The organism is Streptomyces argenteolus (assembly GCF_042902585.1).
In the GTDB taxonomy this organism is placed as follows: domain Bacteria; phylum Actinomycetota; class Actinomycetes; order Streptomycetales; family Streptomycetaceae; genus Streptomyces; species Streptomyces argenteolus.
The window spans coordinates 163,997-177,562 of the sequence record NZ_JBIBEG010000008.1; the positions used below are offsets into that span (position 1 = coordinate 163,997).

A 13,566-nucleotide genomic window follows, 5' to 3' on the forward strand; every position below is an offset into this window, starting at 1 on the left:
GTGATTGCTGGCAGAGTCGTGTGACGTACCGCGGGGAGGCGGCAGCATGGCCCAGCACGAGCATGTACGAGTGGCGGTGATCGGATCCGGATTCGGTGGCCTGGGTGCCGCGGTCCGGCTCCGCCGCGAAGGCATCACCGACTTCCTGGTCCTCGAACGGGCCGGCGCCGTCGGTGGCACCTGGCGGGACAACAGCTACCCGGGCTGCGCCTGCGACGTACCGTCCCACCTGTACTCGTTCTCCTTCGCGCCCAACCCCGACTGGCCGCGCACCTTCTCCGGCCAGGAGCACATCCGGGCCTACCTGGAGCACGTCGCCGACACCTTCGGGCTGCGCCCGCACATCCGGCTGAACCGCGAAGTCACCGTCATGCGGTGGGACATCGACGAGCTGCACTGGGTGATCGAGACGTCCGACGGTTCCACGGTCACCGCCGACGCGGTCGTGTCCGCCACCGGCCCGCTCTCCGACCCGAAGCTGCCGGACATCCCGGGGCTGGCGGACTTCCCGGGCAAGGTCTTCCACTCCGCGCAGTGGGACCACGACTACGACCTGAGCGGCAAGCGCGTCGCGGTGATCGGTACCGGCGCCTCCGCGATCCAGATCGTCCCGGAGATCCAGCCCAAGGCCGGTCGGCTCACCCTCTTCCAGCGGACGCCGCCGTGGGTGATGCCGCGTATGGACCGGGCCATCAGCCGGGCCGAGAAGTGGCTGCACCGCACGCTGCCCGTCACGGCGACCGCGCGCCGCGGACTCCTCTGGGGCATCAGGGAGTTGCAGGTCGGAGCCTTCACCAAGCACCCCGACCAGCTCGGGCTCGTCGAGACGATAGCCAAGTCGAACATGGCGCGGGCCATCAAGGACCCCGCGCTGCGGGCCAAGCTCACGCCCTCGTACCGCATCGGGTGCAAGCGCATCCTGCTCTCCAACGCCTACTACCCGGCGCTCGCCCAGCCGAATGTGGACGTGGTCGCCTCCGGCCTGTCCGAGGTGCGCGGCTCCACACTCGTGGGGTCGGACGGTACGGAGACCGAGGCCGACGTGATCATCCTCGGCACCGGCTTCCACGTGACGGACATGCCGATCGCCAGCCGGGTGGTGGGCGCCGACGGCATCACGCTCGCGGAGTCCTGGAAGGACGAGATGCAGGCGCTGCGGGGCGCGACCGCTGCGGGCTTCCCCAACTGGATGACGATCATCGGCCCCAACACCGGGCTCGGGAACTCCTCCATGATCCTCATGATCGAGTCCCAGCTGAACTACATGGCCGACTACCTGCGCCAGCTGGACGTGCTGGGCGGGCGCGCGGCACTCGACGCCCGGCCCTCCGCGGTCGGTGCCTGGAACCGGAGGGTCCAGGACCGGATGAAGCGGACGGTCTGGAACACCGGCGGCTGCACCAGCTGGTATCTCGACGCCAACGGGCGCAACACCACGGTCTGGCCGGGCACCACGGCCGAGTTCCGGCGCGCCACACGCTCCGTCGACCTGAACGAGTACGAGGTCGTCCGCCCGCCCGCCACCCGCTCCACCGCGCGGGCCGTGACCGAGGAGGCCGCACGATGAGCCGGCTGACCCAGCTCCCTGACACCCCGCCCGTGCCCGAGCGCGAGATGAGCGTCGTCTCCGCGGACGGCTCCCGCGTCCACGTCGAACTGCACGGCCCCGAGGCCGCGCCGGCCGTGGTCCTGGCCCACGGCTGGACCTGCAACACCCGCTTCTGGGACGCCCAGATCCGTGACCTGGCGGTGGACCACCGGGTCGTCGTCTACGACCAGCGGGGCCACGGCCGTTCGCCCGAGGCCGGGCCCGGCGGATACAGCACGCGCGCACTGGCCGACGACCTGGAGGCGGTGCTGAAGGCCACGCTCGAACCGGGGCGGAAAGCGGTGCTCGGCGGCCACTCCATGGGCGGGATGACGCTGATGGCGGCGGCCGGCCGGGCGGCCGTGCGCGACCACGGGGCGGCCGTGCTGCTGTGCAGCACCGGCAGCTCGCGGCTGACCGCGGAGTCGCTCGTGCTGCCGCTCAGGGCGGGCGCCCTGCGCACCCGGATGACAGCCGCCGTCCTCGCGGCGCGCGCCCCGCTCGGTCCGGTGACCGCGGCGTCCAAGGTGATCCTCAAGTACGCGACGATGGGGCGTGGTTCGGCCCCGGATCGGGTCGACGCCTGTGCCAGGATCGTGCATGCGTGTCCTCGCAGGGCGCGCGTCGCCTGGGGGCACGTGCTCGGGGAGCTGGACCTCGAGGCACGTGTACGGGAGCTGCGGCTGCCGACCGCGGTGATCGCGGGCACGGACGACCGGCTGACGCCGCCCGTGCACGCGCGGGCCATCGCAGCGGCGCTGCCGCAGAGCCTCGGGCTCACCGAGCTGGCGGGTATCGGTCACATGACGCCGGTCGAGGCTCCCGAGGTGGTCACGGCGAAGCTCCGTGAACTGGTGACCGCGTACGTCATCCCGGAAGGTGCGGGCAGCACGGCGGCAGCCGTGAGCGAGGAGGAGGTCGCATGAGCGGCAGGCGGAGTCTCGAAGGACAGGTCGTCGTCGTCACCGGCGCGGCGCGGGGTGTGGGCGAGCTGCTGGCCCGGAAGCTCTCGGCGCGCGGGGCCACGCTGGCGCTCGTCGGGCTGGAACCGGACGAGCTGAAGAAGGTCTCGGACCGGCTGCACTCGGAGAGCGACCACTGGTACGCCGACGTCACGGACCAGGTGGCGATGAGCCGGATCGCCGGGGAGGTCAAGGAACGCTTCGGGAAGGTCGACATCGTCGTCGCGAACGCCGGTGTCGCCACCGGCGGCCCGCTCGTGGACTCCGACCCCGAGGCATGGCGGCGCGTCATCGAGGTGAACCTGATAGGCGGCGCGGTGACCGCGCGGGCGTTCCTGCCGGTGCTGATGGAGAGCCGGGGCTACTTCCTCCAGATCGCGTCGCTTGCCGCGATCACCCCGGCGCCGATGATGAGCGCCTACTGCGCGTCCAAGTCGGGCGTGGAGGCGTTCGCGCACTGTCTGCGCGGGGAGGTGGGCCACCGGGGCGTGCGGGTCGGGGTCGGCTACCTGTCCTGGACCGACACGGACATGGTGCGCGGTGCCGACCAGGACGACGTCATGCGGGAGTTGCGGCAGCGGCTGCCGTGGCCGACGAACCGTACGTACCCCCTGGGCCCGGCGGTCGACCGGATCGTGGCCGGCATCGAACGGCGCTCCGCGCATGTGTACGCCCAGTGGTGGCTGCGGGGGATGCAGTCGATCAGGGGGTATCTGCCGGCGGTGATCGGGACCGTCGGACAGCGCGAGATGAAGCGCTTCGGGTCGCGCCTGGACGGTGTCGGCAAGGGGCTCGTGGGGGCCGGCGGAGAGGCGGATCAGGAGGCACGCGTCCGGCGCGGATGATCGAAATGCGGTGAATGTCCGGGTGTGTAAGTCTGAGCGAGGCCCCACCGGGGCCACCCCCACGCACCCACATAGGAGTGAACAGCATGGGTATCGCAGACCAGTTCAAGGACAAGGCGCAGGAGCTCGCCGACCAGGCCAAGCAGCAGAAGGGCGGCGGCAAGCGGGACGAGGCGCGTGAGCGTCCGTCCGGCGCGGACCGCACCGCGGACCAGGCGTCCGGCCGTCGCGCCGGCGCCCGGGACCGGGCGCAGGACGCGGCGGAGCAGACGCGTGAGCGCTTCGAGCGCTGACTGGCCGACGCGTTGATGCGTCTGCGGTGACGAGTGAGGGGCGTACCCGGGTGCCGGGTACGCCCCTTCCGTGTGTGCCCTAGGCCCCTTCCGTGTCGGCGGAGTGGCTCGCGGCCCCGGACGGGCTCACCGCGGGGGCAGCGGGGGGCGCCGCAGGTTCGGAGCCGTGTCGTACGTGGGAGGCGTGGCCGCCGGGTGGGCGCCCAGCAGGTCCAGCGCCACCCTGACCGCGTCGTCCAGCACCGCGTGGCGCCCCTCGGCCCAGTCCAGGGGGGTGCGCAGGGCCTCCAGATCGGGCTCGACGCCGTGGTTCTCGACGGACCAGCCGTACGTGTCGAACCAGGCGGCGTTCATCGGCACCGTGATCACCGTGCCGTCCCCGAGCCGGTGCCGCCCGGTCATCCCGACCACGCCTCCCCAGGTGCGCTGACCGACCACGGGCCCCAGCTTCAGCAGCCGGAAGGCGGCAGTGATCATGTCGCCGTCGGAGGAGGTCGCCTCGTCGGCGAGGGCGACGACGGGCCCCCGGGGCGCGTTGGACGCGTAACTGACCGCCTGCGCGTTGCGGGTCAGGTCCCAGCCCAGGATCGTGCGGGTGAGCTTCTCGACGACGAGTTCGCTGATGTGCCCGCCCGCGTTGCCGCGTACGTCGACGATCAGGGCGGGGCGGGCCACTTCGAGCCGCAGGTCGCGGTTGAACTGCGCCCAGCCGGACCCTCCCATGTCCGGGATGTGCAGGTAGCCGCACTTGCCGTGGCTCAACTCCCGTACGACCTCGCGCCGTTTGGCCACCCAGTCCTGGTAGCGCAGCGGCCGTTCGTCGACCAGGGGGACGATCGCGATCCGGCGGGACCGGCCGCCGCACTCGCCCCCGGCGGGCCGGAACGTCAGCTCGACCGTGGTGCCGCCCGCCGCCGTCAGCAGGGGGTAGGGCCCGGCCACCGGGTCGACGGGCCGGCCGTCGACGTGGGTGAGGACGGCGCCCTCCCGGATGCCCGTACCGGAGAGCGGGGAACGCGCCTTGGAGTCGGAGGAGTCGCCGGGCAGGATGCGCTGGACCGTCCAGTTCCCGTCCCGGCAGACGAGGTTGGCGCCCAGCAGCCCGATCGCCCGCTGGTAGTGCGGCGGCCCCTCGTTGCGGCGGGCGGGCGAGACATAGGCGTGGGAGGTGCCCAGCTCGCCCAGGACCTCCCGCAGCAGATCGGCGAACTCGTCGGGGGAGGCCACCCGCTGGACCAGCGGGCGGTACTGGTCCAGCACGGCGTCCCAGTCGATCCCGCACATGTCCGGCTCCCAGAAGTAGGACCGGATGATGCGGCCTGCCTCCCCGTAGGCCTGGCGCCATTCGGCCGCCGGGTCGACGTCGTGCAGGATGCGGCGCAGGTCGATGAAGACCGTGGAGTCGTTGTCACCGGGCTCGTTGGACGGCACGGCCCGCAGTTCCCCGTCGTCCATGACGACCAGCCGGGTGGCGTCGCCGCTGACCGCGAACCAGTCGAGGTGGCCGACCAGTTCGGTCTTGCGGGCCTTGGCGATGTTGAAGTGCTCCAGGGTCGGCCGGCCCGACATGTCCGCCGGGTTGGCGAACGTCTCGCCCAGGGCCCCGGAGATCGGCCAGCGGAGCCAGACGAGACCGCCGCCGCTGACCGGCTGGAGCGCCGAATACTTCGACGCGGCGACGGGGAACGGCGTGACCCGGTTCTCCAGGCCCTCGAACTCCACGGTGACCGTCGCCCCCTCGACCGTCCCCTCGGGGATGTCCACGGGGTCCAGGCCACCGGCCGCGGGCCTCCCGTCGGGGAGCAGCGCGAACGGGGAGGGGGTGGCGGAGGAGAGAGGGACCAGATACGGCCGGCAGCCCAGCGGGAAGGACAGGTCGCCGGTGTGGACGTCGTACACGGGGTCGAAGCCGCGCCACGAGAGGAAGGCGAGGTAGCGGCCGTCGCCGGTGAAGACGGGGTTCTCGTCCTCGAAGCGCCCGTTGGTGACATCCACTATCAGCGGGGCGTCGGGGCCGGTGATCCTGGCCAGCTTGATCTGCCGGAGGGACCGGCCGACGCCGGGGTGGGACCAGGTCAGCCAGTGTCCGTCGGGCGAGAACGCCAGATCCCGGACCGGGCCGTTGACGGAGCGGATCAGCTCGGTGACCCGGGGCGCGGCCGTCTCCGGCGCAGGCTCCGGCGGTGCTGCCTGCGCTTCGGATCCGTCGAGGTCGAGGGGTTCTGCCTCCTCCGTGGTGTCCAGCAGCAGCAGCCGGCCGTCGTTGCTCGCGACGGCCAGCCGTTCGCCCTCCGGATCGGAGATCAGCTCGTGGACCCTGCCGAGCTGCCCGGCGGCCAGCCGTCGCGGCGGGCGGTCGCCGCTGGCCCGGGGGAGGTAGGCGATCTCGACCGCGTCCTCCCCTTCCGCGTCGGTGACGTAGGCGACCTGGCCGCCGCTGCCCAGCATCTCGGGGAGCCGGACGCGCACCCCCGGGGTGTCGGCGATGGTGCGCGCGGGGCCGTCGCGGTGGGTGAGCCAGTAGAGGCTGCCGCGCACGGAGACGGCGCTCGCCCGGCCCGTCTCGTCCACGGACAGCGCGTCCACGTGGCTGGACGCCGGTACCTGGTACGTGCGCCGGCCGGTCCGCGGGCCCCCGAGCCGTACCTCCAGCTTCCGGGGCTTCGCGTCCGGCGTCTCCAGGTCGTCGACCAGCCACAGATCGCCCGCGCACTGGTAGACGACGCGGCTGCCGTCGCTGGAGGCGTGCCGGGCGTAGAACGCGTCGTGGTCGGTGTGCCGGCGCAGATCGCCGCCGTCCATCAGGCAGCTGTACAGATTGCCGACGCCCTCGTGGTCGGAGAGGAAGGCGATGCGCCGCCCGACGAACATGGGTGCGTCCAGATGCCCGCCGATGTCCGGCAGCAGGCGCTTGCCGTGCAGCCACAGCCGGCCCGTCGCCCCGCCCCGGTAGCGCTTCCAGGCCGCCGGCTCGTGCGGCGGCTTCCCCGTCAGCAGCAGGGTGCGCCGCTCCCCGTCGACGTCGGCGACCGCGATGTCGGAGACGGGCCCCCACGGCAGCTTGCCGCCGGGGCTGCCGTCCGTGGGGACGCTGTAGGCCCACGAGAAGTAGGAGAACGGCTGGTTGTGCGAGGACACGGCGAGGATCTGCGAGGAGTCCCCGGGGTCCGGGCTCCAGCCGCAGACCCGCGCGTCGGTCGACCCCCAGTAGGTGAGTCTGCGGGCGGGCCCGCCGTCCACGGGGGTGATGTGGATCTCTGGATCGAGCGTGCGCCAGGTCGTGTAGGCGATGCGGCTGCCGTCGGGCGAGAAGCGTGGATGGCTGACCCTCGTCCGGTCGACGGTCAGCCGCCACGCCCGGCCCGGCCGCTGCCCCGCCGGGGCGAGAGGGGAGACCCAGAGGTCGTCCTCCGCGGCGAAGCAGAGCAAGTCCTCGTGGAGGTGCGGGAAACGGAGATACGCGGCGTCGTCACTCACCCTCCAATGCTTTCCGTGCGAAGGGCCCCCGGCAACTTGTGGTGCACGACACAAGCGAAACTGCTTCGTTTCGCTCGGGGAGGGGGTACCTTCGAAGTGTACGAAACCGTTTCGTTCCGTTAGTTGATCTTCGGCTGACGTACCATCCAGCAGGCGCAACTCAGGAGGAGGTCGACCCATGGCACGCAGCCGGCTCACGCCCGAGCGCGAGAGCGAGCTGTACGCCGCGGTGCTCGATCTGCTCGGCGAGGTCGGCTATGAAGCCCTGACCATGGACGCCGTTGCCGCCCGAACCCGCTCCAGCAAGGCCACCCTCTACCGCCAGTGGGGGAGCAAGGCCGAACTCGTCGTCAAGGCGCTCAGGCACAACAAGCCCGTGCAGCTCGGCGAGATCGACACCGGTTCGCTGCGCGGTGACTTCCGCGCCGCGCTCCAGCGGACCGACGACTGCCAGATGGAGAAGAGCTCCGCGCTGATGCGGGGTCTCGGCCAGGCGGTCCACAGCAATCCCGATCTGCTCCAGGCCCTGCGTGAGCTGATGGTCGAGCCGGAACTCACCGGTCTCGGACTGATGATCGGGCGGGCCGTGGACCGGGGTGAAGTGCGTCCGGACAACCCGGCCCTCTCCTACGTACCCCACATGATGATCGGCGCCTTCGCCGCTCGCGAGCTGGTCGAGGGCCGCCCCGTCGACCAGGCGTTCCTCACCGACTACGCGGAAGCCGTGGTGTTCCCCGCCCTCGGCGTCTGACGTCCCCGCGTTCCCTCTCCTCCGTACGACCTGACTCCCCGACGCTCCACCTGACACGCCGCTCTCGTCGTCGGGCTGGTTCCACACGCCCTCTTCCGTACAACGACCTGACCGGGAGTACACCCCCCGTGGCCACATTCCTGTACAAAATCGGACGGCTCGCCTTCCGGCGTCGCCGCTACGTCGCTCTGATCTGGGTGGCGCTGCTGGCCCTGGCCGGCTTTGGCGCCTCCGCCGCGTCCACCGCCACATCGAGTTCCTTCTCGATCCCCGGCACCGAGGCCCAGCGCGCCTTCGACCTGCTGGAGGAACGCTTCCCCGGCGGCAGCGCCGACGGCGCGACCGCCCGGGTCGTCTTCAAGGCGCCCGAGGGCGAGAAGGTGACCGACGCGGCCAACAAGGCCGAGATCAAGGGGATCGTGGGTGAGCTGAAGTCCGGTTCGGACCAGATCGCCTCCGTCGCCGACCCGTACACGGCCGACGCGGTCAGCAAGGACGGCTCCACCGCCTACATCTCCGTCTCGTACGAGGTGAGCTCCATGGAGCTCACCGACGGGACGCGGGAGGCGCTGGAGGACGCCGGGCACGACGCGCGGAGCAGCGGCATGAAGGTCGAGATCGGCGGTGACGCGCTCCAGGTGATGCCGGAGACGGGCGCCACCGAGATCATCGGCGTCGCCGTCGCCGCCGTCGTCCTGGTCATCACCTTCGGTTCGCTGATCGCCGCCGGGCTGCCGCTGCTGACCGCCCTCATCGGGGTCGGTATCGGGGTCTCCACGATCACCGCGCTGGCCAACGTCCTGGACCTCGGTTCCACCACCTCGACGCTCGCCATGATGATCGGCCTCGCGGTCGGCATCGACTACGCGCTCTTCATCGTCTCCCGCTACCGCGCCGAACTGGCCGAGGGCCGGGAACGCGAGGAGGCCGCCGGGCGGGCCGTGGGCACGGCGGGATCGGCAGTGGTCTTCGCGGGTCTCACCGTGGTCATCGCCCTGGTCGGCCTCGCCGTCGTGAACATCCCGATGCTGTCGAAGATGGGCTTCGCGGCCGCCGGTACGGTCGCGATCGCCGTGCTCATCGCGCTCACCCTCGTCCCGGCGCTGCTGGGCTTCGCGGGCAAGCGGATCCTGGGGCGCAAGGCCCGCAAGGCCGCCGAGGCGGAGAACAGGCCCGAGGCGAAGCCGAACGCGGGCACCCGCTGGGCGCGGTTCGTGCTGCGCCGCCCGGTCTGGGTGCTGCTCGTGGGTGTCCTCGGCCTCGGGGCGATCGCCGTACCGGCCGCCTCGCTGGAGATGGGCCTGCCGGACGACGGCGCCCAGCCGAAGTCGACCACGCAGCGTCAGGCGTACGACATGCTCTCCGACGGCTTCGGCCCCGGGTTCAACGGTCCGCTGATGGTCGTCGTCGACACCAGGAACAGCGCCGACGGCAAGGCCGCGGTGACCAGGGTCTCCGACGAGATCGAGAGCTCCGGCGGTGTCGCGGCCGTCACCCCGGCCACCTTCAACAAGGCCGGCGACACCGCGACCATCACGGTCATCCCCAAGGACCGGCCGAGCTCCGTCGAGACGGAGAACGTGGTCCACGCCATCCGTGACGCCGGTGAGACCGTCACGAGCGACACCGGTGCCGAGGTGCTGGTCACCGGCGCCACCGCCATGAACATCGACTTCTCGCAGAAGATGAACGACGCGCTGCTGCCCTACCTGGCGCTCGTCGTCGGCCTCGCGTTCCTCCTCCTGATGGTGGTCTTCCGCTCGATCCTCGTGCCGCTCAAGGCGGCCCTCGGCTTCCTGCTCTCGGTCGTCGCGGCTCTCGGCGCCGTCGTCGCGGTCTTCCAGTGGGGCTGGCTCGGCTCGCTCTTCGGGGTCGAGCAGACCGGTCCGATCATGAGCATGATGCCGATCTTCATGGTCGGTGTGGTCTTCGGTCTCGCGATGGACTACGAGGTCTTCCTCGTCACCCGGATGCGTGAGGCGTACGTCCACGGGGAGACGCCCGGCCAGGCCGTCGTCACCGGCTTCCAGCACGGGGCCCGGGTGGTCACGGCAGCCGCCGTCATCATGATGGCCGTGTTCGCCGGCTTCATCGGCTCCTCCGAGCAGATGATCAAGATGATCGGCTTCTCGCTCGCCATCGCCGTCTTCTTCGACGCGTTCGTGGTGCGCATGGCCGTCGTGCCGGCCGTGCTGGCCCTGCTCGGCAAGCGGGCCTGGTGGCTGCCGCGCTGGCTGGACCGGGTGCTGCCGAACGTGGACGTGGAGGGCGAGGGCCTGCGCAAGGACCTCGCCGGCGGTCCCGCCGAGGGCGGCGGGGAGCGTGAGCTCGTCCGGGTGTGACGTCGGAGGACCCCGGGGCCCGCTCCTGCGCGGATGAGCGGGCGGGCCCCGGAGCGCCGGTCACCTGTGGGGACGGGGGACCGGGGCGGCAGGAGCCCCCGCGCCGCGCGGCGCGGGGGCTCCTGCCGTGTCGTCAGGTGCGGGTGGCCGCGGCCGGGGCGGCCTCCGGGCGCGCGGGGGCCGCCGCGCGCGTGCGCGCCAGGAAGCGGATCAGCGGGGCGTTGTCGAACTGGAAGACGGCGACGCCGTCCTTCGCGTGCAGCTCCAGGACCAGCTGGGCCCGGCCGCACGGCCAGACGCGTACGTCCCCGCGGCTGACGGGGGTGCGCATCCCGCGTTCCAGGAGGTCGAGGCCGAAGGTCCAGTCGACGTCGCCGGGGAGGCGGACGTGGACGGTCCGTGGATCCTCGGGGTCGTAGCGGAGTTCCACGGGGACCAGGCGAGGGTCGGGGCCGTCCGTGATGAGCCGGGCTCGTGCGTCTTCTTTGATCATGAGGGACATGGCCGGCTCCTCCTGTGTGAATATCGCTCCCCCTAATGTCCCATATCTTCCCATTTGGGCACTTTGAGGGGCGTGCTTAGTTGTCACCTCTGCGCTCTTGCGAACTCTTTGCAACAGGGCCCTATCATTGAGCGGTTCTCGACCCCGCCCGCAGCAACGCCCGAAAGCGGAGCCACTCCATGCATGTACCCGACGGATTCATCAACGCACCCGTCTCCGCCGTCGCCGGTGTCGTCGCCGCAGGCGCGGTCGCCGTCGGTCTCCGCGGCGCCCGGCGTGAGCTGGACGAACGCACCGCCCCGCTGGCCGGGCTCGTGGCCGCCTTCATCTTCGCCGTGCAGATGCTGAACTTCCCGGTCGCGGCCGGCACCAGCGGACACCTCCTGGGCGGTGCGCTGGCGGCGATCCTCGTCGGGCCGTACACCGGGGTGCTCTGCATAGCGGTCGTCCTGCTGATGCAGGGCGTCCTCTTCGCCGACGGCGGCCTGACCGCCCTCGGGGTGAACATCACCGTGATGGGCGTCGTCACCACCGTCGTCGCCTACGCCCTCTTCCGCGGGCTGACCCGTGTGCTGCCGCGCACCCGTCGCTCCACGACCGCGGCGGCCTTCGTGGCCGCGCTGGTCTCCGTGCCGGCGGCGGCCGTCGCGTTCACCGCCATCTACGCGATCGGCGGGACGACCGACGTCCCCCTCGGCCAGGTCCTCGCCGCGATGGTCGGCGTCCACGTCCTGATCGGCATCGGAGAGGCGGCCATCACCGCGCTGACCGTGGGCGCCGTCATCGCCGTACGCCCCGACCTCGTGCACGGCGCCCGTGGACTCGCCACCCCGCTCAAGCTCCGGGTCGGCGGCGCACTCGTCGACGCCCCGGCCGCCACGCCCGTGCCCGCCCGCGCCGCCGCACGCTCCACCCGCGCGGTCTGGGCCACCGGGCTGGCCGCCGCGCTCGTCCTCGCGGGCTTCGTCTCCTTCTACGCCTCCGCGAACCCCGACGGCCTGGAGAAGGTCGCCGCCGACAAGGGCATCGACGAGAAGGTCCAGGAGCACGACGCCGCCGGCTCCCCCCTCGCCGACTACGGCGTCGAGGACGTCAGCAACGCCCGGGTCTCCGGAGGCCTCGCCGGAGTGATCGGCGTCGGAGTCACCGTCGCCGTCGGCAGTGGTGTCTTCTGGACGCTGCGCAGCCGCCGTACGCCGCAGGAACCCGCCGCCCGCACCACCGAGACCGTCTGACGTGGGCGCCGGCCACGCCCACAAGCTCTACCGGCACGGGCACTCACCCGTCCACGCCCTCCCACCGCACTGCAAGCTCGCCGCCGTCCTCTGCTTCGTCGTGGTCGTCGTGTCGACCCCGCGCGAGGCGGTCTGGGCCTTCGCGCTGTACGCCGTGCTGCTCGCCGCCGTCGCCGCAGTGGCCCGGATCTCACCCGGGTTCCTGCTGAAGCGGCTCGTCATCGAGGTGCCGTTCGTCGCGTTCGCGCTCCTCATGCCGTTCGTCGTGCCCGGCGAGCAGACCGAGCTGCTCGGGATCTCCGTCAGCGTCCCCGGTCTCTGGGGCGCCTGGAACGTCCTCGCCAAGGGAACCCTCGGGGTGGCCGCCTCGGTGATCCTCGCCTCCACGACCGAGCTGCGGTCCCTGCTGCTCGGTCTCCAGCGGCTCAGGCTGCCGCCGCTGCTCGTCCAGATCGCCTCGTTCATGATCCGGTACGGCGACGTCATCACCGACGAGCTGCGCCGGATGTCGATCGCCCGCCGCTCCCGGGGTTTCGAGGCGAGCGGCGTACGCCACTGGGGTGTCCTCGCCAAGACGGCCGGCGCCCTCTTCATCCGGTCCTACGAGCGCGGCGAGCGCGTCCACCTCGCGATGGTCAGCCGTGGCTACACCGGCACCATGCCGGTGATCGACGAGGTGACCGCCTCCCGCACCCAGTGGGCGCACGCGGCGGCACTCCCCGTGCTCGCCCTCGCCGTACGTCTGCTGGGATGGACCGTATGAGCCTGCCCACCGCACCCGCGCCCTCCCTCGAGGTCAGCGGCCTCGCCTACGCCTACCCCGACGGCCACCAGGCCCTCTTCGGCGTCGACCTGACCGTGGCCCGCGGCGAACGCGTCGCGCTCCTCGGCCCCAACGGCGCGGGCAAGACCACCCTCGTCCTGCACCTCAACGGCATCCTGGACGCCGGAGCGGGCACCGTCCGGGTCGCCGGACTGCCCGTCGCGAAGAAGAACCTCGCCGAGATCCGCCGCCGGGTCGGCATCGTCTTCCAGGACCCCGACGACCAGCTCTTCATGCCGACCGTCCGCGAGGACGTCGCCTTCGGCCCGGCGTCGGCCGGACTGCGCGGCCCCGAGCTGGAGGAGCGGGTCATGACCGCCCTGAAGCGGGTCGGTATGGAGGAGTACGCGGCGCGCCCCCCGCACCACCTCTCCTTCGGCCAGCGCCGCCGGGTCGCCGTCGCCACCGTCCTCGCCATGGAGCCGGAGATCCTCGTCCTGGACGAGCCCTCCTCGAACCTGGACCCGGCCTCCCGGCGCGAACTCGCCGACATCCTGCGGTCCCTGGACGTCACCGTGCTGATGGTCACCCACGACCTGCCCTACGCCCTCGAACTCTGCCCGCGCGCCGTCATCCTCAGCGACGGGGTGATCGCAGCCGACGACCGCACGCAGGACCTGCTGTGCGACGACACGCTCATGCGCGCCCACCGGCTGGAGCTGCCCTTCGGCTTCGACCCGCGTTCCGTGTCCGTTCCGCGTCCGTGAACAGATGGTGACCCGCCCCCCGTTCCACCTGCGGCGCGATG

At 71.7% G+C, this 13,566-nt stretch carries 11 protein-coding genes; 9 read left to right on the top strand and 2 right to left on the bottom strand.

Going from position 1 to position 13,566, the window contains the following annotated elements; genetic code table 11:
- Nucleotides 1-46 precede the first annotated feature (46 nt).
- The 4 genes from ACFY8O_RS26260 to ACFY8O_RS26275 all read left to right on the top strand — a co-directional run bounded on the left by ACFY8O_RS26260 (nucleotide 47) and on the right by ACFY8O_RS26275 (nucleotide 3,688).
- Nucleotides 47-1,567: a flavin-containing monooxygenase gene (locus ACFY8O_RS26260; protein WP_387906379.1), complete on the top strand. Its 1,521-nt coding sequence runs from the start codon at nucleotides 47-49 to the stop codon at nucleotides 1,565-1,567.
- Nucleotides 1,564-2,514: an alpha/beta fold hydrolase gene (locus ACFY8O_RS26265; protein ID WP_387906382.1), complete on the top strand. Its 951-nt coding sequence runs from the start codon at nucleotides 1,564-1,566 to the stop codon at nucleotides 2,512-2,514. The genes ACFY8O_RS26260 and ACFY8O_RS26265 overlap by 4 nt, the downstream gene beginning before the upstream one ends.
- Nucleotides 2,511-3,395, top strand: a complete 885-nt coding sequence (locus ACFY8O_RS26270) for an SDR family oxidoreductase (RefSeq protein WP_387906384.1) — start codon at nucleotides 2,511-2,513, stop codon at nucleotides 3,393-3,395. Before ACFY8O_RS26265 ends, ACFY8O_RS26270 begins: the two co-directional genes overlap by 4 nt.
- An 86-nt stretch (nucleotides 3,396-3,481) precedes the next feature.
- Complete coding sequence (locus tag ACFY8O_RS26275; protein ID WP_145809127.1) at nucleotides 3,482-3,688, top strand: hypothetical protein; 207 nt, start codon at nucleotides 3,482-3,484, stop codon at nucleotides 3,686-3,688.
- Between the two features lie 126 nt (nucleotides 3,689-3,814).
- On the opposite strand, the gene ACFY8O_RS26280 is transcribed toward ACFY8O_RS26275, so the two are convergent.
- Nucleotides 3,815-7,165 (bottom strand): S41 family peptidase, encoded by a 3,351-nt coding sequence (locus ACFY8O_RS26280; RefSeq protein WP_387906387.1) that lies wholly within the window; start codon nucleotides 7,163-7,165, stop codon nucleotides 3,815-3,817.
- Between the two features lie 178 nt (nucleotides 7,166-7,343).
- On the opposite strand from ACFY8O_RS26280, the gene ACFY8O_RS26285 reads away from it, so the two are divergent.
- A complete protein-coding gene (locus ACFY8O_RS26285; RefSeq protein WP_145809123.1) occupies nucleotides 7,344-7,916 on the top strand; it encodes a TetR/AcrR family transcriptional regulator in 573 nt (190 codons plus the stop codon).
- 128 nt (nucleotides 7,917-8,044) lie between these two features.
- The gene (locus tag ACFY8O_RS26290; RefSeq protein WP_145809121.1) at nucleotides 8,045-10,258 is read left to right on the top strand and encodes an MMPL family transporter; all 2,214 of its coding nucleotides are present in this window, start codon (nucleotides 8,045-8,047) and stop codon (nucleotides 10,256-10,258) included.
- A gap of 133 nt (nucleotides 10,259-10,391) precedes the next feature.
- On the opposite strand, the gene ACFY8O_RS26295 is transcribed toward ACFY8O_RS26290, so the two are convergent.
- Entirely contained in the window at nucleotides 10,392-10,760 is a 369-nt protein-coding gene (locus ACFY8O_RS26295; protein WP_387906391.1) for an SsgA family sporulation/cell division regulator, read from the bottom strand.
- Between the two features lie 179 nt (nucleotides 10,761-10,939).
- Here ACFY8O_RS26295 and ACFY8O_RS26300 point away from each other — a divergent pair, with 179 nt between their 5' ends.
- The 3 genes from ACFY8O_RS26300 to ACFY8O_RS26310 are packed head-to-tail and all read left to right on the top strand — an operon-like array spanning nucleotide 10,940 to nucleotide 13,525.
- A complete protein-coding gene (locus ACFY8O_RS26300; protein ID WP_387906393.1) occupies nucleotides 10,940-11,995 on the top strand; it encodes an energy-coupling factor ABC transporter permease in 1,056 nt (351 codons plus the stop codon).
- A 1-nt stretch (nucleotide 11,996) separates the two neighbouring features.
- Complete coding sequence (gene cbiQ / locus ACFY8O_RS26305; RefSeq protein WP_145809115.1) at nucleotides 11,997-12,758, top strand: cobalt ECF transporter T component CbiQ; 762 nt, start codon at nucleotides 11,997-11,999, stop codon at nucleotides 12,756-12,758.
- Nucleotides 12,755-13,525: an energy-coupling factor ABC transporter ATP-binding protein gene (locus tag ACFY8O_RS26310; protein ID WP_145809112.1), complete on the top strand. Its 771-nt coding sequence runs from the start codon at nucleotides 12,755-12,757 to the stop codon at nucleotides 13,523-13,525. Before cbiQ ends, ACFY8O_RS26310 begins: the two co-directional genes overlap by 4 nt.
- Nucleotides 13,526-13,566 lie beyond the last annotated feature (41 nt).